This is a genomic window from Bradyrhizobium sp. SBR1B, from assembly GCF_014198205.1.
In the GTDB taxonomy this organism is placed as follows: Bacteria; Pseudomonadota; Alphaproteobacteria; order Rhizobiales; family Xanthobacteraceae; genus Bradyrhizobium.
Genome location: NZ_JACIHC010000001.1, coordinates 43,832 through 68,442 on the forward strand (window position 1 = coordinate 43,832; position 24,611 = coordinate 68,442).

At 66.0% G+C, this 24,611-nt stretch carries 23 protein-coding genes; 11 read left to right on the plus strand and 12 right to left on the minus strand.

All coding sequences use genetic code 11. From position 1 onward, the window contains the following. Nucleotides 1-8 precede the first annotated feature (8 nt). Nucleotides 9-251 (minus strand): FliM/FliN family flagellar motor switch protein, encoded by a 243-nt coding sequence (locus GGD61_RS00260; RefSeq protein ID WP_011088012.1) that lies wholly within the window; start codon nucleotides 249-251, stop codon nucleotides 9-11. Nucleotides 252-346: 95 nt separating this feature from the next. On the opposite strand from GGD61_RS00260, the gene lipB reads away from it, so the two are divergent. Then, nucleotides 347-1,084, plus strand: a complete 738-nt coding sequence (lipB, locus tag GGD61_RS00265) for a lipoyl(octanoyl) transferase LipB (RefSeq protein WP_092260050.1) — start codon at nucleotides 347-349, stop codon at nucleotides 1,082-1,084. Nucleotides 1,085-1,174: 90 nt separating this feature from the next. Here the strand turns inward: lipB and GGD61_RS00270 are convergent, their stop codons facing one another. Next, nucleotides 1,175-1,597, minus strand: a complete 423-nt coding sequence (locus GGD61_RS00270; RefSeq protein ID WP_092260052.1) for a 4-oxalocrotonate tautomerase family protein — start codon at nucleotides 1,595-1,597, stop codon at nucleotides 1,175-1,177. Between the two features lie 113 nt (nucleotides 1,598-1,710). On the opposite strand from GGD61_RS00270, the gene GGD61_RS00275 reads away from it, so the two are divergent. Next, on the plus strand, nucleotides 1,711-2,565 hold the full coding sequence (locus GGD61_RS00275; RefSeq protein WP_092260054.1) for a LysR family transcriptional regulator: 855 nt from the start codon (nucleotides 1,711-1,713) through the stop codon (nucleotides 2,563-2,565). A 4-nt stretch (nucleotides 2,566-2,569) separates the two neighbouring features. On the opposite strand, the gene GGD61_RS00280 is transcribed toward GGD61_RS00275, so the two are convergent. The 3 genes from GGD61_RS00280 to GGD61_RS00290 are packed head-to-tail and all read right to left on the minus strand — an operon-like array spanning nucleotide 2,570 to nucleotide 5,242. Continuing rightward, entirely contained in the window at nucleotides 2,570-4,006 is a 1,437-nt protein-coding gene (locus tag GGD61_RS00280; protein ID WP_092260056.1) for a TIGR01777 family oxidoreductase, read from the minus strand. After that, a complete protein-coding gene (locus GGD61_RS00285) occupies nucleotides 4,003-4,668 on the minus strand; it encodes a DUF4166 domain-containing protein (protein WP_092260058.1) in 666 nt (221 codons plus the stop codon). Before GGD61_RS00285 ends, GGD61_RS00280 begins: the two co-directional genes overlap by 4 nt. A 16-nt stretch (nucleotides 4,669-4,684) precedes the next feature. Next, complete coding sequence (locus GGD61_RS00290) at nucleotides 4,685-5,242, minus strand: GbsR/MarR family transcriptional regulator (RefSeq protein ID WP_092260060.1); 558 nt, start codon at nucleotides 5,240-5,242, stop codon at nucleotides 4,685-4,687. 144 nt (nucleotides 5,243-5,386) lie between these two features. Between GGD61_RS00290 and GGD61_RS00295 the strand changes: the two genes are divergently transcribed. After that, a complete protein-coding gene (locus tag GGD61_RS00295) occupies nucleotides 5,387-6,907 on the plus strand; it encodes a PAS domain-containing sensor histidine kinase (protein WP_092260062.1) in 1,521 nt (506 codons plus the stop codon). 68 nt (nucleotides 6,908-6,975) lie between these two features. Here the strand turns inward: GGD61_RS00295 and GGD61_RS00300 are convergent, their stop codons facing one another. The 4 genes from GGD61_RS00300 to GGD61_RS00315 form a co-directional block, all read right to left on the minus strand. Further along, the gene (locus GGD61_RS00300) at nucleotides 6,976-7,275 is read right to left on the minus strand and encodes an acylphosphatase (protein ID WP_018320639.1); all 300 of its coding nucleotides are present in this window, start codon (nucleotides 7,273-7,275) and stop codon (nucleotides 6,976-6,978) included. Continuing rightward, complete coding sequence (locus GGD61_RS00305; RefSeq protein WP_183229847.1) at nucleotides 7,272-8,138, minus strand: oxaloacetate decarboxylase; 867 nt, start codon at nucleotides 8,136-8,138, stop codon at nucleotides 7,272-7,274. The genes GGD61_RS00300 and GGD61_RS00305 overlap by 4 nt, the downstream gene beginning before the upstream one ends. A 147-nt stretch (nucleotides 8,139-8,285) precedes the next feature. Further along, nucleotides 8,286-10,301 (minus strand): acetyl/propionyl/methylcrotonyl-CoA carboxylase subunit alpha, encoded by a 2,016-nt coding sequence (locus GGD61_RS00310; RefSeq protein WP_183229849.1) that lies wholly within the window; start codon nucleotides 10,299-10,301, stop codon nucleotides 8,286-8,288. Between the two features lie 164 nt (nucleotides 10,302-10,465). Continuing rightward, nucleotides 10,466-11,557: a putative zinc-binding metallopeptidase gene (locus tag GGD61_RS00315; RefSeq protein ID WP_092260068.1), complete on the minus strand. Its 1,092-nt coding sequence runs from the start codon at nucleotides 11,555-11,557 to the stop codon at nucleotides 10,466-10,468. Nucleotides 11,558-11,771: 214 nt separating this feature from the next. Here GGD61_RS00315 and GGD61_RS00320 point away from each other — a divergent pair, with 214 nt between their 5' ends. From GGD61_RS00320 to GGD61_RS00330, 3 genes are all read left to right on the plus strand, one after another. Beyond that, the gene (locus GGD61_RS00320; RefSeq protein WP_092260070.1) at nucleotides 11,772-14,249 is read left to right on the plus strand and encodes a PAS domain-containing sensor histidine kinase; all 2,478 of its coding nucleotides are present in this window, start codon (nucleotides 11,772-11,774) and stop codon (nucleotides 14,247-14,249) included. An 81-nt stretch (nucleotides 14,250-14,330) separates the two neighbouring features. Then, on the plus strand, nucleotides 14,331-15,581 hold the full coding sequence (locus tag GGD61_RS00325) for an arsenic transporter (protein ID WP_092260387.1): 1,251 nt from the start codon (nucleotides 14,331-14,333) through the stop codon (nucleotides 15,579-15,581). A 127-nt stretch (nucleotides 15,582-15,708) separates the two neighbouring features. Then, on the plus strand, nucleotides 15,709-15,945 hold the full coding sequence (locus GGD61_RS00330) for a hypothetical protein (protein WP_092260389.1): 237 nt from the start codon (nucleotides 15,709-15,711) through the stop codon (nucleotides 15,943-15,945). A 68-nt stretch (nucleotides 15,946-16,013) separates the two neighbouring features. Here GGD61_RS00330 and GGD61_RS00335 read toward each other — a convergent pair whose 3' ends face one another. Then, nucleotides 16,014-17,378: an MFS transporter gene (locus GGD61_RS00335; RefSeq protein ID WP_018320646.1), complete on the minus strand. Its 1,365-nt coding sequence runs from the start codon at nucleotides 17,376-17,378 to the stop codon at nucleotides 16,014-16,016. Nucleotides 17,379-17,402: 24 nt separating this feature from the next. Beyond that, nucleotides 17,403-18,170 carry a GntR family transcriptional regulator gene (locus tag GGD61_RS00340; RefSeq protein ID WP_018320647.1) on the minus strand — a complete coding sequence of 256 codons (768 nt, stop codon included), beginning with the start codon at nucleotides 18,168-18,170 and terminating at the stop codon, nucleotides 17,403-17,405. 182 nt (nucleotides 18,171-18,352) lie between these two features. On the opposite strand from GGD61_RS00340, the gene GGD61_RS00345 reads away from it, so the two are divergent. From GGD61_RS00345 to GGD61_RS00355, 3 genes are read left to right on the plus strand one after another with little or no spacing between them, the layout of a single operon-like run. After that, nucleotides 18,353-19,552: a mandelate racemase/muconate lactonizing enzyme family protein gene (locus tag GGD61_RS00345; RefSeq protein WP_092260072.1), complete on the plus strand. Its 1,200-nt coding sequence runs from the start codon at nucleotides 18,353-18,355 to the stop codon at nucleotides 19,550-19,552. A 12-nt stretch (nucleotides 19,553-19,564) separates the two neighbouring features. Beyond that, a complete protein-coding gene (locus GGD61_RS00350; protein ID WP_092260074.1) occupies nucleotides 19,565-20,332 on the plus strand; it encodes a glucose 1-dehydrogenase in 768 nt (255 codons plus the stop codon). A 21-nt stretch (nucleotides 20,333-20,353) separates the two neighbouring features. Further along, entirely contained in the window at nucleotides 20,354-21,385 is a 1,032-nt protein-coding gene (locus tag GGD61_RS00355) for an L-idonate 5-dehydrogenase (RefSeq protein WP_092260076.1), read from the plus strand. Nucleotides 21,386-21,459: 74 nt separating this feature from the next. Here GGD61_RS00355 and GGD61_RS00360 read toward each other — a convergent pair whose 3' ends face one another. Next, nucleotides 21,460-22,377: a DUF3280 domain-containing protein gene (locus GGD61_RS00360; protein WP_183229851.1), complete on the minus strand. Its 918-nt coding sequence runs from the start codon at nucleotides 22,375-22,377 to the stop codon at nucleotides 21,460-21,462. Nucleotides 22,378-22,568: 191 nt separating this feature from the next. Between GGD61_RS00360 and GGD61_RS00365 the strand changes: the two genes are divergently transcribed. Next, nucleotides 22,569-23,951, plus strand: a complete 1,383-nt coding sequence (locus GGD61_RS00365) for a sensor histidine kinase (RefSeq protein WP_092260080.1) — start codon at nucleotides 22,569-22,571, stop codon at nucleotides 23,949-23,951. Continuing rightward, nucleotides 23,948-24,610, plus strand: coding sequence for a response regulator transcription factor (locus GGD61_RS00370; RefSeq protein ID WP_028140919.1), 663 nt, complete (start codon nucleotides 23,948-23,950; stop codon nucleotides 24,608-24,610). The genes GGD61_RS00365 and GGD61_RS00370 overlap by 4 nt, the downstream gene beginning before the upstream one ends. The last annotated feature ends 1 nt before the right edge of the window (nucleotide 24,611 follow it).

Below are 24,611 nucleotides of genomic sequence, written 5' to 3' on the forward strand. Positions count from 1 at the left end.
ACGTCCCCCTATCGGGTCCCCGGCGTGCGCGGCAGCATCTGCTTGACCTCGACCGCGATCCGGTTGCGGTCGACCAGCACGACGCCGGAGGCGACCGGCAGATTATTGGCCAAAACCTTGACCTCATCGGCCTCGGTTGCGTCCAGCTCGATGATGGCGCCGCGGGAAAGACGTAATACTTGATGGATCGGCATCGTGGTCGTCCCGAGGACGACCATGAGATCCACGGTGACTTTATCGAGAGTGGGCACTGTCAGGACCGCCGCAACCAGGGACTAAGGACCAAGGACTTAGAACAAGGCCTTGGCATTTGCGCCTGCAATGATCACCACGTTATGGTTAGCCAATGGTTAATTTGCCCCAAAACCCGCGCCAAGAGCTGGATTTGACGTCGTTTTCGGCGTCCCGCGGCCAGCCCGTGGAGTGGCGCATCTCCGACGCGCCAGTGCCCTATCCGGAGGCGGTGGCCGCCATGGAAGCCCGGGTCGCCGCCATTGCCGCGGGCGAGGCCCCGGAGCTGGTCTGGCTGCTCGAACACCCCCCGCTCTACACCTCCGGCACCTCGGGCAAGGACAGCGACCTGCGCGATCCCCGATTCCCGATCTTCGCCACCGGGCGCGGCGGGCAGCTCACCTATCACGGGCCGGGCCAGCGGGTTGCCTATGTCATGCTTGACCTCAAGCGCCGTCGGCCGGACGTCCGGGCCTATGTCGCGAGCCTGGAGGAGCTGATTCTGCGCACGCTCGCCGCCTTCAATGTCCGCGGCGAGCGGCGCGAGGACCGGGTCGGCGTCTGGGTCAGGCGGCCCGACAAGGGCGAAGGTTACGAGGACAAGATCGCGGCGATCGGCGTACGGCTGAAGCGCTGGGTCTCGTTCCACGGCATCGCCATCAATGTCGAGCCGGACCTGTCGCATTTCGCCGGCATCGTACCGTGCGGCGTGGTCGATCCCCGCTACGGCGTCACCTCTCTGGTCGATCTCGGCCAGCTCGTGACCATGGCTGAGGTCGACATCGCGCTTCGGCAGGCGTTCGAGGAGCTGTTCGGGCCAACCAAGGCGTTGGTGCCGGAAGCGGCCGCCTAGCATTGCTTCCTGAACAATTCCGAAGTTCAGTTCCGGGCAGCAAGCTGACGATCAGGCCGCGGGTGAGATGGCTCACCCGCGGCTTCAGCCTCACGCCGCCTGCAGCGACACGTCGAGCTTGCCGGCGATGTAGCGGCGCTCCTGGGTGAGGCCGCCGAAACCGTAGGCATCGCCCTTGACCTCGTCGACATGCGCATAGGTCTCGGGATGCAGCGGGCCCAAAATCTCGGCCATGCGCTTGAACATGGCGGCGAGATAGGCCGCCTTTTCGTCCTTGGTGTTGGTGCCTTCGGTGACGTGGATATCGAGCCAGTAGCTGGCGAGCTTCTGCTCGGCGAGCGACTTGCCGCCGGCGAACCAGTCACCGGCCTCCACCGATTTCACGATGATGGCAGTCACCTTGGGATCCTTGTGCAGGATTTTTGCCGTGAGCTCGGACACGGCGTTGGCGATGTCGGCCTTCAGCGAGGGCGACTGGCGGGACGAGGCGTAGGACACGGTGATCAGCGGCATGGTGGCTCTCCTCAAGATGCAGCGCGGGATTTGCGCGGCGTTGGTGAGAAGCTAGACCTCCCCTCGCCATTTTGATATCTTATCTCTATTGATACCAGTGATAATGATACATAATGACAGCCACCCTCGACATCGCCACGATCAAGGCCTTCCTGCTGGTCGCCGACCTCCAGAGCTTCACCCGCGCCGCGGAGGCGCTAGGCACGACCCAGGCGGCGGTCAGTCTCAAACTGCAGAGGCTGGAAACATTGCTGGCAAAACGCCTCGTCGAGCGCTCGCCGCGCGCGGTCCGGCTCACGGCCGAAGGCGCCAGCTTCCTCGATCGCGCCCGCGCGCTGATGGCGGCGCATGACCGCGCGCTGTCCGGCGAGGCCCCGGCTGCGCAATCGCTCTCGCTCGGCATCTCCGATCACGCGGCAGGCCCCGAACTGGTCCCGCTGCTGGAACGCCTGCACGCGATGTCGTCAAATCTCACCCTCGCCGTCACCATCGGCTTCTCGCGCGAGATGCAGGATGCCTATGACGCCGGCGAACTGGATGCTGTGATCGTGCGCCAGGAAGGCAGCCGCCGCGGCGGCGAGAAGCTGACGGAGGACGGGTTCGGCTGGTTCGCCGCACGACGCTTCACGCTGCCGAAGGGCGAAGCGCTGCCGCTTGCGACCCTCGCCCCGCCCTGCGGCGTCCGCGCCGTCGCCGTGCGCGCGCTCGACAAGGCCGGTCTCGCCTGGCGCGAGCGCTTCGTCGGCGGCGGCGTCACCGCGGTGGTCGCGGCGGCGCTAGCGGGACTTGCGATTGCACCGCTGGCGCGGCGGATCGCACCTCCCGGGCTGGTCGACATCGGGCCCGCGCACAAGCTGCCCAAACTCGGCAGCTCGAAGGTGATGCTGCATTCGAAGGTCAGCGATCCCGCCAAGCTCGCGGCGCTACGCGCGGTGGCGGCGACGTTCCGGAGTGCGGCGGCGACCTGATGCCTCACAGGATCGCCTCGAACGCGCTACGCAGCGTCTCGTGCCGGAACACAAAGCCCCGGCTCAGCGCCTTGTTCGGCAGCACGCGCTGACCGCCAAGCAGCAGCTCGTCGGCGAAGCCGCCGCCGATCCGGCGCAACAGGCCGCCGGGAATGCGGAAGATCGCTGGCCGATGCAGGCGGCGGCCGAGCTCCTCGGTGAACTTTGCGTTGGTGACGGGGATCGGCGCGGTGGCGTTGACGGGGCCCGACAGATCGGGCGTTGCCATCACATAGGCGATTAGCCGGATCAGATCGTCGCGCTCGATCCAGGACATCCACTGCCGCCCGGTGCCGATGGGACCACCGAGGCCGAACTCGAACGGCGTCAGCAGGCGCGTGACGAAGCCGCCTTCGGTGCCGAGCACGAGGCCGATGCGCAAACAGACCACACGGACGCCGAGCTCTTCCGCCGGCCACGCCGCCTTCTCCCACGCCGCGCAGAGCTCGTGGCTGAAACAGGCGTGCGACTTGGCGGACTCCGTCAGTACCTGGTCGGCCCACAATCCGTACCAGCCGATCGCGGAGCCGCTGACCAGCACCTCGGGCTTGCGATCGAGCCGTGCGATCAGTTTGACGACCTCACCGGTCATGTCGATGCGTGAGCCAAGAATCTTCGCCCGCTTCGCCTCGGTCCACAAGCCGTTGCCGATCGGCTCGCCGGCGAGATTCACGATGGCGTCGATCGGCGTGTCCGAAGCGAGCTGATCGAGGCTGGTGATCAGCGTGACCGGCGGCGGCAGCATCTCGGCCTTGGCGGGGTGCCGGATCAGCGCGATGACGTGATGCCCTGCGGCGCTGAGGCTCGCCGCGAGGCGACTGCCGATGAAGCCGGTGGCGCCCGTGATCAGCACGGTCTTGCGGCCGGGGAGCTTCTCGACGAGCCCCTCGGCGGGAACGCTGCGCATGCGGCCGAGCCGACGCATCGCTGCAAAATCCCTGAGGCCGCACAGCGCGGCACCTACCGCGCAGGCGGTCGCGGCGATGCTGAGCAGACCCTGATAGACGACGATCACGCCAAAGGGCTGCATTGCCCAGTCGATCAGCACGGGCAGCAGCAGCACCAGAATGGCGCCGTAATTGATCGCGAGCAGCGTGTGGTTGATGCGCTCGCTCGGCGGCAGTTTCCGGCTCAGATCCTCCTCGACGAAATCCATCAGCGTGATGACGATCTCGGCGACCAGCACCGCGACGATCAGGAGCGCCAGCAATCCATAAACCTCGAGCCAGCCGAGCACGAGGAATAGCAGCGCATAGAGCATGTTGCGGATGCCATGCAGCTTGAGCTCGAAGCGCTGCGACACCCGCCAGGCCAGGCGCTCGGTGAATTCGTGGTGATAGAAGGTGTCGAACACGCCCATCACGATCTGGATGGCGATGAGCGTCCACAACAGCGGCGTCATGATACGGCCTCCCTGAAGGTGGCGGACTGGTGGATCAGCGCGCCGAAACGTGGATGAATGACATCGAGGGTGAAGCGGAATGCGCCCTCGCCGAGATCGCGGTGCGTCACCGTGAGATCGCCCGGCGTGAGCCAGCGCGGCAAGGGGATCCACAGGCGTCCGAGCTGGAGCCCATAACCGGCGCTGCGGAAGGTCAGCGTCTGGTCCTCGACCGCGGTGCGGAGCGCCATTGAGACTCCGAAGCCGACATATTCCTCGAGCCCGGTCGGACCGGCAAAACGCTTGGCGGAATGGATCACGTGCGGAAAGCCGCGCTTGCGCGCGCAGATGCGGGTCCAGGTCTGACCGCCGGTCGTGCCGTCCTCAGTCACGGTAACGATCATGGGAACACCGGTGTCGCGGCCGGTCGGCAGCGGCCCGCCGATCAGGCGCGCAGCCTGGGCGAACCACCAGCCGATCTCGCTGAAGGAGACCTCGTCGACCACGCCGACATAGACGACGCTCTCGCCGTCCGCGACGCGTTTGGAGAAACGCCGCCAGGTCGCGAGCGGCAGGCGGCCCCAATCCTCGTCCGACAGCAGCGCGCGGAAACGGCGGTCGTCGAGCAGTTTGGTGTGAGCGGAGGTCGATGCGTTGGAGCCTGATAATCGAGCCGACGTCATCGCACCCTCCTCAGCGCTATTTGGCCTTGCCCAGCGGCAGCAGGCTGACGATCTTCTCGCCAAGCCGCATCAAGGCGACCAGCCGCGGCCGCGGCACCTTCAGCATCTGCATGAACCAGTGATCGGCGAGCTCGGTGAAGGCGAGCATCTCCTTCAGCCGCTTGGCTGCGACCGGATTGATGGTGGGATCGCCGGCGGCATCGGACACGCAGGCCCTGAGCGCCGCGATCGCCGGATCGAGCTCCCGCTCCTTGCGCCGCGCCGCTATCCTGGCGGCGACCTCCCAGATGTCGGTCTCGGCCTCGTAATGGTCGCGGCGGTCACCGAGGATCGGCACCCGCCGGATCAGGTTCCAGGCGAGCAGCTCCCTGAGTGAGTTGGAGACGTTCGAGCGGGCCATGCCAAGCGTGTCGGCGATGTCCTCGGCGGTCATCGGCGCCTCGGCGAGATAGAGCAGCCCGTGAATCTGGCTGACCGAGCGATTGACGCCCCACTCATCCCCCATATCGCCCCAATGCAGGATGAAGCGCTCGACGGCGCTTGGGAGTTTCTTCTTTCCGGTTAGTTCTGTCATTACAGAAATATCTGACGATAACGTCCCCTTGTCAAGCGGGCTTCGTCCCGTATACGGGTGCGGGATATCTGCCTAAAAATGTCCCAACTTCAGGGAACCATCCGCTTTCTGTGGCGTTTGCTCCCGTCGAGGCAGGGTCCCGGAATGATCGGAAAGTTCAGTCAACAGCGAGACTTGTTCGAGAGCGAGCGCAGTTTCCGGCTGTTGGTTGAGGGAGTTGCGGACTACGCGCTCTACATGCTCGATCCCAGGGGGATCATCACCAGCTGGAATATCGGCGGCGAGCGCATCAAGGGCTATTCGCCCGGGGAGATCCTCGGCCAGCATTTCTCCCGCTTCTACACCGAGACCGACCGTGCCAACGGCAAGCCGGCCCGCGCGCTCGGCATCGCGCGGGAAAAGGGCCGCTATGAGGAGGAAGGCTGGCGCGTCCGCAAGGACGGCACCTTCTTCTGGGCAAGCGTCGTGATCGACCCGATCTACGAGGACGGCGAGCTGGTCGGCTTCGCCAAGATCACACGCGACATCACAGAACGCCGCAATACGCAGCTCAAGCTCGAGGCGATGCAGAAGCAGCTCGCCGAGTCCCAGAAGTTCGATGCGCTGGGACAGCTCACCGGCGGGGTCGCGCACGACTTCAACAACCTCCTGATGATCATCAGCGGCAGCCTGCACATGCTGAAGCGGGGTCCCGACGACGCGGCCAAGGTTCAGCGCGCGATCTCGGCGATCGAGACCGCCACCAAGCGCGGCGCGGCGCTGACCAACCAGCTCCTCACCTTCGCGCGGCGGCAGAGCGTCAATCCGCAGGCGATCGATTTCGCCGAACGCATCGCGGAGATCCGCGAGGTGCTCGATGCCGGCGTCGGCAGTTCCGTACGCCTGGCCTTCGACATCGGCCACGATGTCTGGCCGGTCAAGACCGACGCCTCCGAGCTCGAGACCGCGATGCTCAACCTCGTCATCAATGCCCGCGACGCGATGCCCGACGGCGGCACGGTGACGATCGGCGCGCACAATGTCGTGCTGGACGAGGCGCCGCTTGCCGGCGACTTCGTCGCAATCGACGTCACCGATACCGGGCTCGGCATTCCCTCCGACGTTCTCGACAAGATCTTCGAGCCGTTCTTCACCACCAAGCCGATCGGAAAGGGCACCGGCCTTGGCCTGTCCCAGGTGCACGGCTTCGCCCATCAGGCCGGCGGCACGGTGAAGGTCGCAAGCGAACTCGGCAAGGGCACGACGTTCACCATCCTGTTGCCGCGCGGAGAAGACACGCCGTCGCGAGAGACGGCTGGGGGACCATCCTTCCAAGGCAGCGGCACGGTGCTGCTGGTCGAGGACAATCCCGACGTGGCGCTGGTCAGCATCGGTCTGCTGGAGCAGCTGGGCTACCACGTCCGCCGGGTCGCCGACGCCGAAGCCGCCTTGCGCGAGATCGAGAAAAACGGCGTCGACTTCGTGTTCTCGGACATCGTCATGCCCGGCAAGATGGACGGGCTCAGCCTCGCCCATCGCCTCCGTCAGATCCGCCCTGGCCTGCCGATCCTGCTCGCCACCGGCTACAGCGACGTCGCCGCCGGCGTGCGCGGCGATTTCCCGATCCTGCGCAAGCCCTACGAAATCCACGAGCTGAGCGAAGCAATCGCCAAGCTGCCAAGGTGAGGCTTCGTCTTCACCTCTCCCCGTAAGAACGGGGCGAGGGAGCGCACCGTCTGCGCGACGAGACTGCCCTACACCGTCGGCAACACCGAGAACGCTTCCCCTGCCCTGCGCAGGTTCAGCTCATCCGCGCTGGCCGTCTCACTCGTCACGCTGTCGACGCGCGAGGACGGCGGGCCATGGCGGCATAGCGCGACCATGTCGGCGACGTGCTTTGGCGCTCCCGCGAACAGCGCTTCGACGCAGCCGTCGCGGCGGTTGCGGACCCAACCTTCGAGGCCGCTCGCAGTCGCCTGGTACTCGACCCAGGCCCGATAGCCGACGCCCTGGACGCGGCCGCGGATCATCACCTGAAGGATCGCCCGGCTCATTTTTTCAGCCCGAGAAAGTCGGCGCTGCGCGCCTTGACGTCGGCCTCACGCATGACGCGGCTGGTCAGGTCGGATGATGCCAGACCTCTCAGCGCCTTCGGCGCCGTGCCCTCGCGCAGCGCTTTCTGCGTTTCATACACGGCTTGCGTCGCAGCGGCGATCGGCGCGTGGCCCTGAAGCGCGATACGCACGCGCTGGCCGGCGAGATAGTCGAGCGCGCTCAGCTCCTCCGGCGCACCACCGAGCACGATCGGCAGGCGCGTGGCGGCCGCGACGGCCTCGAGCTCCGCGCGCGACTTGATGCCGGTGAAGAACAGCGCATCGACCCCGGTCGCCTCATACGCCTGCGCGCGGCGGATCGCGTCCTCGATCGAGGTGATCGAGGCAGCTCCCGTGCGGCCCATGATGACCAGCGAGGCATCACTGCGGCCATCGAGCGCGGCCTTCATCTTGCCGACGCCTTCCTCGAGCGAGATCAGCTGCGTCCTCGCCTCACCGAAGGCGGCCGGCAGCAGCGTGTCCTCGATGGTAAGGCCGGCGGCGCCGGCCGCCTCCAGCTCCTGCACCGTGCGACGAACATTGAGCGCATTGCCGTAGCCGTGATCGGCATCGACCAGCACCGACAGCGCTGCGGCGCGCGACATCCGCCGCATCTGCTCGGCAAGCTCGGTGAGCGTGATCAGCGTGACGTCGGGGTCGCCGAGCACCGCGAGCGAGGCGACCGAGCCGCCGAACATGCCGAGCGGAAAGCCGAGGTCTTCGGCGATGCGGATCGAGATCGCGTCATAGACCGAGCCCGGATGGATGCAGGCCGAGCCCGACAGGATGAGGCGCAGTTTCTCGCGGCGGGAACGAAAGGCCATGGTGCCTCACTCCAAAATCCTCATCCTGAGGAGCGCGCTCTTGCGCGCGTCTCGAAGGATGCAGGCCCGGCTGTGGCCTCGCCCTTCGAGACGCCGCGCAAGCGCGGCTCCTCAGGGTGAGGGTCGACTGTCGTGCTCCGGAGCGCCTTACGCAAACTCCAGAATCAGCGCGTCCACCGCGAGCGTCGCGCCCGCGCTGGCGTGAACCTTCTTCACGGTGCCGTCCTGCTCGGCGCGCAGCACATTCTGCATCTTCATGGCTTCGACCACCGCGAGCGTCTCGCCGGCCTTGACCTCCTGCCCTTCGGTCACCGCGATCGAGACCACGAGCCCGGGCATCGGGCACAGCAGCTTCTTGCCGGTGTCGGAGGCCGTCGTCACCGGCATCAGCCGCGCCGAGGTCGCTTCCCCTTCGGTCCAGACATAGACGGGGACCTCGACGCCCTGATGCGCGAGGCGAATGCCGTTCGGAATCGGCCGCGCCTGCACCGCGACGAAGTGGCCGTCGATGGTACCCTGCCAGACCGGATCGCCCGGCTTCCACGGCGACTGCAACAGATGCGCATTGCCGGCCTTGCCCTCGGCATCGACGAAGCGGATCGCGATCGCATCACCTTCGCGCGCGACCTCGAGCTGGATCTCCTGGCGGTCGAGCCAGACCGCGCGACGGCGCTCGCGCTGCACGACGCGGCCGCCCAACTGACCGGAGATCTGCCGCTTGCGTTCGCCGAGCACGTGATCAATGGCGGCGCCGACCGCGGCGATCCGCCGGGCGACCTCGCCTTCCGGCACGCGCACGGCAAAGCCCTTGGGAAATTCCTCGGCGATGAAGCCGGTCGAGAGCCGTCCCTCGCGCCAGCGCGGATGATGCATCAGCGCCGACAGGAACGGGATGTTGTGCCTGATGCCGTCGACATAGAACGAATCCAGCGCGGTCGCCTGCGCCTCGATCGCGGCCGCGCGCGAGGGCGCATGCGTGACGAGTTTTGCGATCATCGGATCGTAATGGATCGAGATCTCGCCGCCCTCCTGCACGCCGGTGTCGTTGCGGATGGTGATGCCGTCGTGGCTCACTTCCGCCGGCGGACGATACTTCACGAGCCGCCCGATCGAGGGCAGGAAGTTGCGGAACGGGTCTTCGGCGTAGAGGCGCGATTCCACCGCCCAGCCCGTCAGCGTGACGTCCTTCTGCGCGATGGCGAGCTTCTCGCCGGCGGCAACGCGGATCATCTGCTCGACGAGGTCGATGCCGGTGACGAGCTCGGTGACGGGATGCTCGACTTGGAGGCGCGTGTTCATCTCCAGGAAGTAGAAGCTCTTGTCCTGCCCCGCGACGAACTCGACGGTGCCGGCGGAGTCGTAATTCACGGCCTTGGCCAGCGCGACGGCCTGCTCGCCCATCTTGCGGCGCGTGGCCTCGTCGAGCAGCGGCGACGGCGCCTCCTCGATGACCTTCTGGTTGCGGCGCTGGATCGAGCATTCGCGCTCGCCGAGATAGATGACGTTGCCGTGCTTGTCGCCCAGCACCTGAATCTCGATGTGGCGGGGATCGACGATGAATTTTTCGACGAAGACACGATCATCACCGAACGACGCCTTGGCCTCGGCCTTGGCGAGATTGAAGCCCTCGGCGACCTCGGCCTTGGAATGGGCGATGCGCATGCCCTTGCCGCCGCCGCCGGCGGAGGCCTTGATCATCACGGGGTAGCCGATCTCGTCGGCGATGCGGACCGCCTGCTTGTCATCCTCGATGACGCCGAGATGGCCCGGCACGGTCGAGACCTTGGCCTTGGCCGCCGCCTTCTTCGACTCGATCTTGTCGCCCATCGCCGCGATCGCGCCCGGGTTCGGGCCGATGAAGACGATGCCTGCGGCCTCCAGCGCGCGCGGAAACGCCTCACGCTCGGACAGGAAGCCGTAACCGGGATGCACGGCTTGCGCGCCCGTCTTGCGGCAGGCCTCCACGATCTTCTCGATCACCAGATAGCTCTCGGCTGCCGCCGGCGGGCCGATCAGCACGGCCTCGTCCGCCATCTCGACATGAAGGGCGTCGCGGTCGGCTTCGGAATAGACGGCGACCGTCTCGATTCCCATCTTGCGGGCAGTCTTGATGACCCGGCAGGCGATTTCGCCGCGATTGGCGATCAGAATGCGTTTGAACATGCTTTTCTTGAGTCTCGACCTTGGGCGGGACCCTTCCCTGGGCCGTTGGGGCCTATGGGACGGGCCGTGTGGCTCCCGTGGTACATCAAAATGGGCCGGAGGCAACGGTCTAAATCCGGGCCATCTGGCGTACCAGCGCAAGACCGAAACGGGCTCGGCGAGCCCTAGGGACGCCCTGCGGCGTCCTGTGCCTTCCCAGACTTGGCGACGTCCCGGACCAGGCCATGAACGAAGCCCAGCTTGCCGACCACGGCGGGCGACAGGATGAAGGGATAGAGGTCGCGCAGGCCCATGGCGCGGTTGACGCTGTTCATGGCGAAGGTGAAGGGCAGCCATGCGTTGACCAGCGCCTCGACGTCCCTGGCCTCATAGGGGTTGAAACGGATGCGCGCCGTCAACTCCCCGTCGCGGTCGACCTTGGGACGCACCTCCATGCCGAACTCGGCGGCCATCTCCAGGGTGTCGACGATGTGAAGATAATGCGCCCAGGTCTCGGCGAAATCTTCCCAGGGGTGCATCGTGGCATAGGCCGAGACATAGTTCTGCTGCCAATCCGGCGGCGCGCCTTCGGCATAGTGACGCTGCAGGGCCTGGCCGTAATCGGCGGAATCGTCACCGAATACCGCGCGGCATTCCTCGAGCTTGCCGCCATCGCGGACCAGCACATCCCAGAAATAGTGCCCGACCTCATGCCGGAAATGCCCGAGCAGCGTACGGTAGGGTTCTCCCATCTCGAGCCTGCGCCGCTCGCGCTCGATGTCGTCGGTCTCGGTGAGCGCGATCGTGATCAAGCCGTTGTCGTGGCCGGTCATGACCTTCTCTGCGCTGTTCGGATCGTCGGCAAGGAAATTGAAGATCAGACCATGCTCGGGATCGTCTTGCCGGGCCTGGAGCGGCAGCTTCCAGCGGATCAGGGAATAGAACAAACGGTGTTTCGCCACCTCCAGCTCGCGCCAGCCGGCAAGCTGGGCGGGGTCGGACAAATCCGGCACGATGCCGTTGTGGCGGCATGCGCGGCAATAGCCGTTGCCCTCGCCCGTATCCGTCAGCCAGTTGCAGGCATCGTACTCGGTATTCCGGCACAGCATCCGGCTTTCGCCCTTGTCGGCCAGGATTCGCCAGGCCTCTCCGTCGGGCTCGATCGCCGACATTGTCTCCTTCTCCGGCAGGAAGGCGACCCGATGGCCGCAGCGTTCGCAGGCACGGTTCTCGAAATAGAGAACGTTGCCGCAGGCCTGGCAGACAAAGAGCTTCAAGATTTATCCTCTTCGGAAAGAGAGCCTTATCAAAGACGTTCGTGACGCCTCGCGAAGACGCCTCCGCCGGCCGATCGTTCCAGTCGCCGGAACAAATTGCCAGACCCAGCGTTCGTTCATACGTATCGCCCTCCGTTTCATGGCGACCTTTCCCAGCCCAATCCCTCTAAACAATGGCCATCACGCTCCGTCTGTGTGAATATCGGTCCGGCACGTGCGCTCCCGCATGACAACGGCCGATGCCTTGAACGATCCCTTGCCCGAGACCATCGCTGCCGAAAGGCTGCGCCAACACCTCGAAGACGTCGCGCGCGAGCGCGACAACGCCTATCGCGCGCTCCAGGAGCGCGAGGCCGAGCTGGCGCGCATCCAGCGCATCGGCAAGGTCGGCGGCGTCGAGGTCGATTTTCGCGAAGGCTTCAAGAACCGCCGCTCGCCCGAATACCTGATGATCCACGGCCTGCCGCCGGAGGCTGCGGAGGAATCGCACGAGGACTGGGTCAACCGCATCCATCCCGAGGACCGCGACGCCACCGTCAAGCACTTCATCGAGGCACTCGCCGGTACGAGCGAAGACTACAGCGCCGAGTACCGCATCGTCCGCCCCAATGACGGCGAGACCCGCTGGATCCGGGTCGTCGCCAAGATCGAGCGCGACAAGGACGGCCGCGCCATCCGCCTTGTCGGCGCCCATATCGACATGACCGACCAGGCGCTCGCGCGCGAGACGCTGCGCGAGAGCGAGGAGCGCTTTCGGCTGATCGCCGACAGCGCGCCGGTGCCGATCTGGGTGACCAAGCTCGATCGCAAGCGCTCCTTCGCCAACCAGGCCTATGTCGATTTCGTCGGCCTGCCCTACGATCAGGCCATCGACTTCGACTGGCGCAAGGTGCTGCACCCCGACGACCTGCCGCACGTGCTGCAGCAATCGGTCCAGGGTGAAGCGTCACTCAAGCCCTTCGTGCTGGAAGCGCGCTACAAGAATGCCGGCGGCGAATGGCGCTGGTTGCGCTCGGAATCGCAGCCGCGCTGGGACCCGACCGGCAAGCATATCGGCTTCATCGGCGTCGCCCACGATATCACCGTCGCCAAGCAGGCCGAGATCGAGCTCAGGCGGCTCAACGAGACGCTGGAAGAGCGCATCGCCGAGCGCACCGCCCAGCTCGAATCCAACGAGGCGCGGCTGCGCGCGATCCTGGAGACCAGCAATCAGTATCAGGGCCTGGTCAATCTCAGGGGCGAGCTGCTTTACGCCAACAACACCGCACTCGACGGCATCGGGGCGAGCTCGTCGGATGTGATCGGAAAGCCGTTGTGGGAGACGCCCTGGTTCAGCGCGACGGAGGGCATGAGCGCGCTGGTGCGCGAAGCCTTCCACACCGTGCTCAAGGGCGAAGCCGTGCGGCTGGAGATGCGGCTGCGCCTTCCCATCGGCGAGCGCGATTTCGACTTCGGCATGCGCCCCGTGCTCGACCGTCACGGCAACATCACCGGCGCCGTCCCTGAAGCCGTCGACATCACCGAACGCCGGCGCGGCGAGGAAGCGCTGCGGCAGTCGCAGAAGATGGAGGCGATCGGCCAGCTCACCGGCGGTGTCGCCCACGACTTCAACAATCTTCTCACCATCATCCGCTCGGCCACCGATTTCCTGCGCCGCCGCGAGCTGCCGGAGGAGCGCCGCCGCCGCTATGTCGATGCCATCTCCGAGACCGTCGAGCGCGCCTCCAAATTGACCGCCCAGCTTCTGGCGTTCGCGCGCCGGCAGCCGCTGAAGCCGCAGATCTTCAACGTCGGCAGCCAGGTCGAGGGCGTCGCGCAGCTGGTCCGGCCGCTGGTCGGCGGCCGTATCGACATCGCGGTGGAGATTCACGATGCCGACTGCTTCACCGTCGCCGACATCGCCCAGTTCGAGGCCGCTCTGATCAACCTCGCCATCAACGCCCGAGATGCCATGAACGGCGAAGGCCGCCTGATCATCGCCGTGCGCAAGGTCTCCGGAATTCCCAGCCTGCGGGCGCAATCGGCGCGCGGCGGCGACTACGTCGCGATCTCCGTCACCGACACCGGCAGCGGCATCGCGCCGGAACATCTCGACTCGATCTTCGAGCCGTTTTTCACCACCAAGGAGGTCGGCAAGGGCACCGGCCTCGGCCTCAGCCAGGCTTTTGGTTTCGCCAAGCAGTCCGAGGGCGACGTCGCGGTGACGAGCACCCAGGGCAAAGGCGCGACCTTCACCATCTATCTGCCGCAGGCACAAAGCCCCGCGACCGACAAGGAGGCCGCGGCGCTGACCCATGAGGCCGCGGCCACCGGGCGCGGCTATCGCGTGCTCGTGGTCGAGGACGACGACGAGGTCGGCCGCTTCTCCACCGAGCTTCTGGAAGATCTCGGCTACGTCGTTCGCCGCGTTGCCAACGCCAACGCCGCGCTGGCGATCCTCGGCGAGAACGAATTTGCCGTCGACCTCGTGTTCTCCGACGTCATCATGCCCGGCATGAACGGCGTCGAGCTCGCCGGCATCATCCGCGAGCGCTATCCGGGCCTGCCCGTGGTGCTCACCTCCGGCTACAGCAACGTGCTCGCCGAAAACGCCCATCGCGGTTTCGAATTGATCCAGAAGCCGTATTCGGTGGAATCGCTCTCGCGCATCCTGCGCAAGGCGATCACGGAGAAGCTATCGGTGGCGCGGTGACGCGAGCCGAGATTTGAGGCTGGCGGATCGATCCGGGGCACGGTAGTCAAGAGCGGTTTTCCGGAGATCAACTTGCCGACCGTGCCGTCTGACGCCATCTGGGCCTGGAGCATCATCGTCGTCGCGACAGCAGGCGTCATCATCCGCCCCTTTCGCCTGCCCGAGGCGGTCTGGGCGGTGATCGGCGCGAGCGCCCTGGTGCTATCAGGCTTGCTGCCGTGGCAAGACGCGCTTGCCGGCATCGAAAAAGGCCTCGACGTCTACCTCTTCCTGATCGGCATGATGCTGATCGCCGAGCTCGCGCGCCTCGAGGGCCTGTTCGACTATCTCGCCGCGCTCGCGGTCGAATACGCGGCCGGCTCGCCGCAACGGCTGTTCCTGCTGATCTATCTCGTCGGCACGCTCGTCACGGTGCTGCTCTCCAACGATGCCACCGCGATCGTGCTGACGCCCGCCGTCTATGCCGCAACGCGCGCAGCCGGCGCCAAGCCACTGCCCTATCTTTTCGTCTGCGCCTTCATCGCGAATGCCGCGAGCTTCGTGCTGCCGATCTCCAATCCCGCCAATCTCGTCGTGTTCGGTGCGCGTATGCCGCACCTGACGGAATGGCTGCGTATGTTCGCCCTGCCCTCGGCGGCCTCCATCCTGCTGACCTACGTCGTGCTGCGCCTGACCCAGCACCGGGCCCTGAAAGAGGAGACGATTGCGCGCCGCGTGCCGCATCCAAAACTCGGCCGCGGCGGCAAGCTGACGGCGATCGGCATCGTCGCGATCGGCGCCGTGCTGATCACGGCGTCCGCGCTGGACAAGCAACTGGGCCTGCCGACCTTCATCTGCGGCGGCGTGACAGCCGCGATCGTGCTGCTGCTCAGCCGGCAGTCGCCATTGCCCGTGCTGCGCGGCGTGTCCTGGAGCGTGCTGCCGCTGGTGGGTGGGCTCTTTGTCATGGTGGAGGCGCTGGTCAAGACCGGCGTGATCGCGCAGCTCAGCGCGCTGCTGCATGAAGCAGTCGCGCAATCCGTCCCGCAAGCCGCCTGGAGCGTCGGCATCGCGACCGCAATCGCGACCAACATCGCCAACAATTTGCCCGTGGGCCTCGTCGCTGGCTCGGTCGCGGCCAGCGATCATCTGCCCGCCCCGGTCGTCAGTGCCATCCTGATCGGCGTCGACCTCGGCCCCAATCTGTCGGTGACGGGCTCGCTCGCCACCATCCTCTGGCTGGTCGCGCTCCGGCGGGAGAAGATCGAGGTCGGCGCCTGGCCGTTCCTCAAGCTCGGCCTGCTGGTGACGCCGCCCGCCTTGATCGCGGCACTGGCGGCGGCCATCAGGTAACGCAGGCTCCGACCTTCGAAATTAAGCGCAAGCTATTTGCGGTGCGTCAATGCCGGCAGCGACGCTGCGGCTAGAATTCCATTGTCGCGCAAATCAGATCGAGAGCGCGCGGCAAGGAAGGTTCATCATGCAGATCCAATCGAAAGCGTTGCCGCAGAGCTCCTTTCTGCGTCGCGCGATCCGGAGCCTCACCGCAGCAAGCGAGAGCGGTGTCGAGACGGCCCATCCCCTGCTGGTCGTCTCCGCAGTGGTGTTGTTCACACTGTTCGTCATCGTGGAGGTCGACCTCCACTCCGCCCAGCTTCAGGCGCTCGGCCTGCTCGGCCATGGGATGGGCATCGATCCGGTCTTCCTGAGCCCGTAGTCGCCTGCCCCAGCGTTCCGAAATCAGTCCCGATCGCGGCGACGACGCCGCGACCGGGAAGCGCATCGTCAGTCGTTCTCGTAGCCGTAGACTTCCGGCAGGATGAAGATCGCGGCGAGCAATCCGATCAGCGGGAAGATCGCGACCATCAGCGTGGCATTCGCCTGCCCGATCGCGGCGAACACCGTCGGGAACAGGAAAATCGCCAGGAACGACGGCAGCTTCACGAACATGTAGGCGAATCCGCTGGCGGTGCCGCGATATTTCGGCTTGGCGACCATGGTCGGGATCGTCATGCAGTTCGACGCGTCCCAGTAGTGGCCCCACAGCATCGCGGCGGCCGCGAACGGCAGCAGGATCTTGTTATCGGTGTAGAGCGCGAAGGCCGCGACTAATAGCGAGGCGAACACGATCGAGAAGCCGGCGATCGCGATGCCGCGGTGGCCGATCTTCGGCGTCAGCAGCGGCCCGACCCAGCCGGACAAAGCGGCGAAGGAAAACAGCGCCATCGTCACCAGGTTGATGCCGAGCACGCTCGACACGCCGACCATCACGAACAGCACCGGCAAATAGAACGCGAAGGTGGAGAACTCGCTCGCCTGGGTGAAACAGGCGATCCAGCCATACAGCGTGGCGCGCCAGCGAATCGGGTCCTTCTTGAGGTCGGCGAGGAACGCACGGGTGCTGGTTTTGGGAACCACCACGTCATGATTCGGCAGCATGTCGAGATTGTCGTTGAACATCTCGCGCGCGACCTGCTTGGCCTCGCGGTAACGTCCCTTCTGCACCAGCCACACCGCCGTCTCCGGCACGTCGTGGCGCATCAGTAGGATGATCAGTGCCGGCACCGCGCCGAGGCCGAGCGTGACCCGCCACAGCATCTCGTGCTGCATGTCGATCAAGAGGAAGATCACGATGACGCCGATGGTCAGGACCTCGCCGACCGCGAACATGAATTGCCAGCGGTTGCCCATGACCTCGCGCTCGCCCTTGGCCATGGATTCCATGATGTAGGTGTAGCCGGTCGAGATGTCCGAGCCGAGCGGGATGCCGAGCAGGAATCGGATCACGATGAGCCAGGTGACGTCAGGCACAAAGGCCTGCGCCAGCGCCAGCACGATGAACATCACCATCGTCACCAGGAACATGACGCGGCGGCCGATCTTGTCGGACAGCCAGCCGCCCAGCAGCGCACCGATCAGGGCACCGCCCTGCGTGCCCGCCGCGGCAAGGCCCAGCATCAGCGCCGTGGGATTGTACTGCTCCTTGATGAAGATCAGCACGAAGGCGATCGAATAGAGGTCCCAGGCTTCGACCAGGATCGAGGCCATCATCAGCCAGCCGACCTTGTTGCCCTTGGGACTGTAGTTCGTGATGAGGTAGCGGACCGCGGCTTCGCTCGCGGTCGGTTGTGGCATCGCCATCGTTGTCATGCTTGGTCCTCTTTTCAAAACTCGCTACGTGCCGAGCAGCGGCTCGATGCTGCAATCGAGCAGGCGCGGATCGATCCCCGCTTCCATGCCGGTGAATATCTCGCCCATGTAGTCGATCAGCGCATCGCTCGCCTTCACAGCGTCATCGACGCGGCGGCTGGCCACCGCGGCGAGAATGGCGAGATGACAATCGATCGTGCCCGACAGATCGGCCTGCCCCGGCATGAAGCGGTGGTGGATGTAGCCGATGCGCCGGTACAGCGTGTGCAGCGGCCGCAGCGTGTGCACCAGGAACGGCTCGCCGGCGGCTTCCAGCACCAGCGCGTCGATGCGGCGGTCGATGCTGTTGAATTCGTCGAGGGTCAGGCTGGCGCGGCGCTCGCGCAGGAGACGTTCGATATGCAGCGCCTGATTGCGATGCGAGAGGCTGGCGCGATCGGCCGCAAGGCGGATCACGAACCGCTCCATGTCGCGGCGCAAGGCCAGCAGCATGCGTTCGCGTGCAAGGTCGATCGGGGCAATGTGCAGGCCGTGGCGCGGACGGATGATGATGAGCGTATCGGCGGAGAGACGATTGACGGCGTGGTGCACCGGCGTGCGCCCGAAGCCGGTGATCTGCTGCAATTCCAGCATGGTCATGAACTGACCGGGCTTGAGCTCGCAATGAACGAGGAGCTCCTCGATCCTCTGATAGGCCAGCTCGAAGAAGTTGAGACGATTGCGCCGGGAGGGCCTGCCCTCGCCGTCATCGTCGCTTCTCACCACTTCGAGCGCGCGCTTGCGCCGTGCCATGTTGTCCTCCCTGCCACCCTGCTCGCGCTGCCGAGCGGCGGCTTATTTGTGATATCCTTAAAACATGTTGTGATATATTACAAGCGGGCGTATGACTGCCTACCGGGATCGCCGGTTTTGACCGGCATAGACACGAACAACAAGACGGGCGCGAGGCGCCTTATCATGGGAGGACTGTTGCAGTGAAGATCACTTCGATCGAGACCCTGCGCACCGAGGAATTCTCCAACGTCATCTGGGTGCGAATCCACACCGACACCGGCGTGATCGGGCTCGGCGAGACCTTCTACGGCGCGGGCGCGGTCGAGGCGCAGATCCACGACACTTTTACCGGCCGCCTGCTCGGCCGCAATCCCCTGCACATCGAAGCCATCCACCGCGACATGCTGAACCTGCCGATGGCGCAGTCCTCCACCGGCGTGGAATATCGCGCGGCGTCCGCGATCGACATCGCGCTGTGGGACCTGTTCGGCAAGGTTTGCAATCAGCCGGTGCACCAGATGCTCGGCGGCCTCTGCCGCGACAAGCAGCGCATCTACAACACCTGCGCTGGCACGCAATATGTCCGCTCGACCAATATCAGCCCGGTCGCGAACTGGAATCTCGGGGCGTCCAAGGGCCCCTATGAAGACCTTGATGGCTTCATGAATCACGCCGATGCACTGGCCGAGAGCCTGCTGGAAAGCGGCATCTCCGCGATGAAGATCTGGCCGTTCGATCCGGCGGCGCAGGAGAACAAGGGCCTTTACATCACCGCCGCGCAGATGAAGCAGGCGATCGAGCCGTTCGAGAAGATCCGCAAAGCGGTCGGCGACAAGATGGAGATCATGGTCGAGCTCCACTCGCTGTGGAATCTGCCGACCGCCAAGCAGATCGCCCGTGCGCTCGAGCCTTACAAGCCGACCTGGTACGAAGACCCGATCCGGATGAACTCGCCGCAGGCGCTGGCCGAATATGCCCGCTCGACCGACGTCTGGGTCTGCGCCAGCGAGACGCTGGGCTCGCGCTTTCCCTACAAGGACATGCTCGACCGCGACGCCATGCACGTGGTGATGGCGGATCTGTGCTGGACCGGCGGCCTCACCGAGGGCCGCAAGATCGCGGCGATGGCCGACACCTATCACCGGCCCTTCGCGCCGCACGATTGCATCGGCCCGATCGGCTTCATCGCCGCCATCCACATGTCGTTCAGCCAGCCCAACACCCTGATCCAGGAATCGGTGCGCGCCTTCTACAAGGGCTGGTACAATGAGCTCGTCACCACCATGCCCGTGATCAAGGACGGTTTTGTTTATCCGATGGAGGGACCCGGTCTCGGCGTCGACCTTCTGCCCGCCGTATTCGAGCGCTCAGATCTCACCGTGCGCCGCTCCAACGTCTAAGGACTTTCTGACATGAGCACCTCTCTTTTCGATCTCTCCGGGCGCACGGCGCTCGTGACCGGCTCCTCCCGCGGCCTCGGCCGCGCCATCGCGGAAGGCATGGCCAAGGCCGGCGCGAAGATCATCGTCAACGGCGTCGATCCCAAGCGAGTCGAGCAGGCTGTCGCCGAGTTTCGGGCCGCCGGGCATCAGGCCGAGGGCGCAGCCTTCAACGTCACCGACGAGCCCGCAATCGTCGCGGCGTTCAACGACTTCGACAAGAAGAACATCGCGGTCGACATCGTCGTCAACAATGCCGGCATCCAGCACCGCAAGCCGCTGGTGGAGTTCACCACCGACGAATGGCGCAAGGTGATCGAGACCAACCTCACCAGCGCCTTCGTGATCGGCCGCGAGGCCGCCAAGCGCATGATCCCGCGCAAGCACGGCAAGATCATCAATATCGGCTCGCTCGGCAGCGAGCTCGCCCGGCCCACCATCGCGCCCTACACCGCGGCCAAGGGCGGCATCAAGAATCTCACCCGCTCGATGGCGGTGGAATGGGCCCAGCACGGCATCCAGGCCAACGCGATCGGCCCCGGCTACATGCTGACCGACATGAACGAGGCGCTGGTCAACAACACCGATTTCAACAATTGGCTGATGGGCCGCATCCCCTCCAAGCGCTGGGGCAGGCCGGACGAGCTGGTCGGTGCCGCGATCTTCCTGGCGTCGGACGCCTCGACCTATGTCAACGGCCAGATCATCTATGTCGATGGCGGCATGATCGCCGCGATGTGATCCGCGAACCAGGAGCAAGCCATGCGCGCTGTCGTCATCCACGCCCCGAAGGATCTGCGGATCGACACTTACCCGGATCCGGCCCCCGGCCCGGGCGAAGTCCGCGTCAAGATCGCCAATGGCGGCATCTGCGGCTCCGACTTGCATTACTACCATCACGGCGGCTTCGGCGTGGTGCGCATCCAGCAGCCGATGGCGCTAGGCCATGAGATCGCCGGCGTGGTCGCGGCCGTCGGTGACGGCGTCACCGACGTGAAACCGGGCACGCGCGTTGCGGTCAATCCGAGCAGGCCGTGCGGCCAGTGCCTGCATTGCCAGGAAGGCATGCGCAACCAGTGCCTCGACATGCGCTTCCTCGGCAGTGCGATGCGCTTCCCTCATGTGCAAGGCGGCTTCCGCGAGTTCATCACGGTCGATGCCACGCAGGCGGTGCCGATCGCGGACAAGCTCTCGCTGGCGGAAGCCGCGGTCGCAGAGCCGCTCGCGGTGTGCCTGCATGCCGGCAAGCAGGCCGGCCCCCTGCTCGGCAAGCGCGTGCTGATCACGGGTTGCGGCCCGATCGGCGCGTTGATGATCCTGGTGTCGCGCTTCGGCGGCGCCGCCGAGATCGTGGTGACCGACGTGGCCGAGGCGCCGCTCGCGGTCGCCAGGAAACTCGGCGCGACGCACGCCATCAATGTCGCAGCCAATGCCAGCGCGCTCGATCCCTGGCGCGCCGGCAAAGGCGTGTTCGACACGCTGTTCGAAGCCTCCGGCAATCAGGCGGCGCTGCGCACCGCGCTCGACGTGCTCCGTCCCGGCGCAACGCTGGTGCAACTCGGCCTCGGCGGCGAGATGACGCTGCCGATCAATTCCATCGTCGCCAAGGAATTGCAGCTCCGCGGCACCTTCCGCTTCGATCCCGAGTTCGAGCTGGCGGTGCGCCTGATGGGCGAAGGCCTGATCGACGTGAAGCCGCTGATCACGGCCACCATGCCGTTCGAGAACGCGGTCGCCGCGTTCGAGCTCGCCAGCGACCGCTCGCAGTCGATGAAGGTGCAGCTTACTTTCTGAGCATGATCCGGAAAAGTGTGCAGCGGTTTTCCGAAAAGATCATGCTCAAACAAAGATCTAAAGGGCGATGAGTCTCATCGCTCTTTAGCTGCGCCGGCGGCCTGCTGGCTCTCGATCAGCCGGTCGCTGACCAGCCGCACCGCGCCCCGTTTCCAGGAATAGTCCGCGCCGAGGCGCAGGCCGCTGTCGCCGCGCGCCAGCACCGCGCCGGTGCGGGCGTCGCGCAGCTGGAAGCCGAGCGTGTATTCGGTGCGGCTGACCCGCCGCACCACGCCGATCAGCGATTGATCCGCGCCGAGCTCTTTTGCAATCGCGGCCTCGCAGCCGCCGCAGTCGCGTAACGCGCGCGCCTTCGCCGCCTCGCCGCTCGCGCTGCCGACGTCGACGATGCGATAGCGGCCGGACTGGCCGAGCACGTCACGCACGCCGCCGGTGGTCTCGGCGAGGTACGATGCGTCTGAACCGGCCAAGGTGCCCCCCGATGCGGCCGTCATGTCCTCCAGCTCGAAATCGAACACCGCAAGCGCGACCGGCGCGGGCGTGCCGAGCGCCGCAATGACCTCGCGGGCGAGGAACGCCTCGGCACGGTCCCAGGCCTCGTCGTTGTCGCCGCGGAATGTGTAGAGCTTCTCGAACAGGACCTTCTTGGCCGCGGTATCGATCACGGCGACCCGCGCCCATTGCACCAGCGTGCTCGCCTTCTGGACGCCGCCGACGACCTTGAATTTTGCATCGGCTTGCCCGGCGGGCGCAAGCTGGTAGCGCTTGTCGGCCCCGACATCCCGCCGCAGCGCGGCCATGAACGCGCCCAGCTGCTTCTCGTGGGCGGCGGTCTGGTCGACCGGCTCGCCGGACGTATCCAGATACTGGAAGTCCTCAATCGACACGCCGGCCGGTGCTGCGGCGGCCGCCTCGGTGCCCGCGCCGGCAGGCCGGACACCCACAAGGATAGCGAGGAGAAAAGCAGGAACGATCAACCGGGAGAGGTGCATGAGCGTGGCCTCGCAGATGGAGCGGTTGGCAAATCTCGGCGGCAGCCTGACACCCTGCAACGGGGGCCGTCCCGGTGAGCGCCGGGAAAATTTCACGTCGTTGCACTGCGGTAACGCGTGGCGCTTTGCGCGGCTGGCGTTCTGCCGTTTAATGCGGCGGCGACAAGCCTGTTCGCGCTAGGTGCTGCCCGATGTGGAACCGCCCGAGATTCGATCTCAAGGTCCGTCTGACGTTGCGCGTGGCCGCCATAACGGCCGCCTGCTTCGCCGCAATCTCCGCCTATTTCCTGATCGCGGCCGACCGCGCGGTGCACGCGCGCATCGACGGCATCGCCGCGATCGTCGCGAAGTCGCTGGAGCTCCAGCAAGGCAAGATCCAGTGGGTGGCCGGCCCGCGCGACTTTCCCAACCTTGATCCCGTCGCGGCCTATGTCATGACGCCCGGCCTGTGTCTTGCTTTCCGTGGCCCGAGCGGCGAGATGCTGCAGCGATTCTGCAGCGGTGCGCCTGCCCCGGCGAGCCCGTCGCCGCAGGTCTTCGCGGCCTTCTATCGCAGCCTGTTCGACCCCGGCCGCGAAGCGGCACGGCCCGTGATCGTGCGCGGCGCCAAGCTCGGCGAGACCGTGGTCTCGGTCGATCCGGCCGTGCAGACGGCGGAAGCCTGGCACGAGGCCGGCCGCCTGATGATTGCGTTTGCGATCGCGCTTCCGCTGCTGTGCTTGCTGGTCTACGCCGCGCTGGCGCGCGCGCTGCGCCCGACCCGCCTGATCCGCACCGGCCTCGAGCGGATCGCCGCCAACGACCTCTCGGCGCGGCTGCCGCCGTTCGATCTGGCCGAACTCTCCGCGATCCGCGACGGCTTCAACCATCTCGCCGAAAGCCTCGACAATGCGCTCGCCGAGCGCAGCGAGCTGACGCGCAAGCTGATCGCGCTGCAGGACGACGAGCGCCGCCATCTGGCGCGCGAGCTGCACGACGAGTTCGGCCAGTCGCTGGCCGCGATCCGCGCCCTCGCCTCCTCCGCCCGCCAGACCGCCGCGCAGGACTGCCCCGCTTTGCTCGGCGAATGCGACGGTATTTCGCGGACCGCGACCAGCATGATGGAGACGCTGCGCGGCGCGCTGTTCCGGCTGCGTCCGCCCGACGTCGAGGAGCTCGGGCTGGTTGCGAGCCTGGAAGGCCTCGTCGCGGGCTGGAACGGACGCAGCCGCGGCGAGACGCGCTTTTCGATCCATTTCGACGGCGCGGTCGAGACTCTGCCCGCCGCGATCAGCGCCAACCTCTACCGCATCGTGCAGGAGGCGCTCACCAACGCCGCCAAGCACGCCGGCGCCACCAAGGTGGACCTGCATTTGACGATGGCGGCAGACGAGATCGCGCTTGCCATCGACGACGACGGCCGGCCGAACGACGCGTCGGTCAAATCCGGCATGGGCCTGCTCGGCATGCGCGAGCGCGTTGCGGCCTTGCGCGGCCGGATGAGCTTCGAAGTCGGTGCCAACGGCGGCTCGGCGCTGCGCGTCGTCATTCCGCTCACCGCCGCCGATCGGCAGGTGCTGGAGCATGCGGCATGAGCGCGGCCGATGCCTCCATCCTGCTGGTCGACGACCATTCGGTGGTCCGCGAGGGTTATCGCTCCGTGCTCCAGAAGCAGCCGGGCCTGCGCGTCATCGCCGAGGCTGCTGACGGCGCGGAGGCCTACCGGCTGTACAAATCCGAGGCGCCTGACCTCGTCATCATGGATCTGAGCATGCCCGGCATCGGCGGCATCGAGGCCGTGAGGCGGATCAGGCAATGGGACAAGGGCGCAAGGATCCTCATCTTCACCATGCATCAGAATGCGGGCTTCGCCGTGCAGGCGATCCGCGCCGGCGCCAGAGGTTACGTCACCAAGACCAGCCCGCCGGAAACGCTGGTGCGGGCCGTGATGGACGTGCTCGCCGGCAAGATCGCCATCAGCCCCGACATCGACCACGAGTTGGCGCTGAGCCGGCTCGGCGGCGAAAGCTCGGCCGCCGACGTCCTCACCGCCCGCGAGTTCGAGGTGATGCGGCTGCTGCTCGCCGAGCGGACGACGGAGGAGATCGCCGAAACGCTGCATGTCAGCCCGAAGACGGTGGCGAACCTGCATTCCCTGATCAAGGACAAGCTCGGCGTCGGCTCCGACATCGAGCTGGTCCGCCTCGCGCTGCGCCAGGGACTGTTGACCGAGCCCGATCTCGGCGAAGCCTGAG

Bases quoted from the DNA above. Each gene is read 5' to 3' on its own strand.
- GGD61_RS00305 (WP_183229847.1), bottom strand. From the start codon at position 8,138: ATGGCCTTTCGTTCCCGCCGCGAGAAACTGCGCCTCATCCTGTCGGGC.
- GGD61_RS00335 (WP_018320646.1), bottom strand. From the start codon at position 17,378: ATGACAACGATGGCGATGCCACAACCGACCGCGAGCGAAGCCGCGGTC.
- GGD61_RS00295 (WP_092260062.1), top strand. From the start codon at position 5,387: ATGATCGGAAAGTTCAGTCAACAGCGAGACTTGTTCGAGAGCGAGCGC.
- GGD61_RS00340 (WP_018320647.1), bottom strand. From the start codon at position 18,170: ATGGCACGGCGCAAGCGCGCGCTCGAAGTGGTGAGAAGCGACGATGAC.
- GGD61_RS00350 (WP_092260074.1), top strand. From the start codon at position 19,565: ATGAGCACCTCTCTTTTCGATCTCTCCGGGCGCACGGCGCTCGTGACC.
- GGD61_RS00290 (WP_092260060.1), bottom strand. From the start codon at position 5,242: ATGACAGAACTAACCGGAAAGAAGAAACTCCCAAGCGCCGTCGAGCGC.
- GGD61_RS00370 (WP_028140919.1), top strand. From the start codon at position 23,948: ATGAGCGCGGCCGATGCCTCCATCCTGCTGGTCGACGACCATTCGGTG.
- GGD61_RS00330 (WP_092260389.1), top strand. From the start codon at position 15,709: ATGCAGATCCAATCGAAAGCGTTGCCGCAGAGCTCCTTTCTGCGTCGC.
- GGD61_RS00285 (WP_092260058.1), bottom strand. From the start codon at position 4,668: ATGACGTCGGCTCGATTATCAGGCTCCAACGCATCGACCTCCGCTCAC.
- GGD61_RS00300 (WP_018320639.1), bottom strand. From the start codon at position 7,275: ATGAGCCGGGCGATCCTTCAGGTGATGATCCGCGGCCGCGTCCAGGGC.
- GGD61_RS00275 (WP_092260054.1), top strand. From the start codon at position 1,711: ATGACAGCCACCCTCGACATCGCCACGATCAAGGCCTTCCTGCTGGTC.
- GGD61_RS00365 (WP_092260080.1), top strand. From the start codon at position 22,569: ATGTGGAACCGCCCGAGATTCGATCTCAAGGTCCGTCTGACGTTGCGC.
- GGD61_RS00280 (WP_092260056.1), bottom strand. From the start codon at position 4,006: ATGACGCCGCTGTTGTGGACGCTCATCGCCATCCAGATCGTGATGGGC.
- GGD61_RS00270 (WP_092260052.1), bottom strand. From the start codon at position 1,597: ATGCCGCTGATCACCGTGTCCTACGCCTCGTCCCGCCAGTCGCCCTCG.
- lipB (WP_092260050.1), top strand. From the start codon at position 347: ATGGTTAATTTGCCCCAAAACCCGCGCCAAGAGCTGGATTTGACGTCG.
- GGD61_RS00355 (WP_092260076.1), top strand. From the start codon at position 20,354: ATGCGCGCTGTCGTCATCCACGCCCCGAAGGATCTGCGGATCGACACT.
- GGD61_RS00360 (WP_183229851.1), bottom strand. From the start codon at position 22,377: ATGCACCTCTCCCGGTTGATCGTTCCTGCTTTTCTCCTCGCTATCCTT.
- GGD61_RS00310 (WP_183229849.1), bottom strand. From the start codon at position 10,301: ATGTTCAAACGCATTCTGATCGCCAATCGCGGCGAAATCGCCTGCCGG.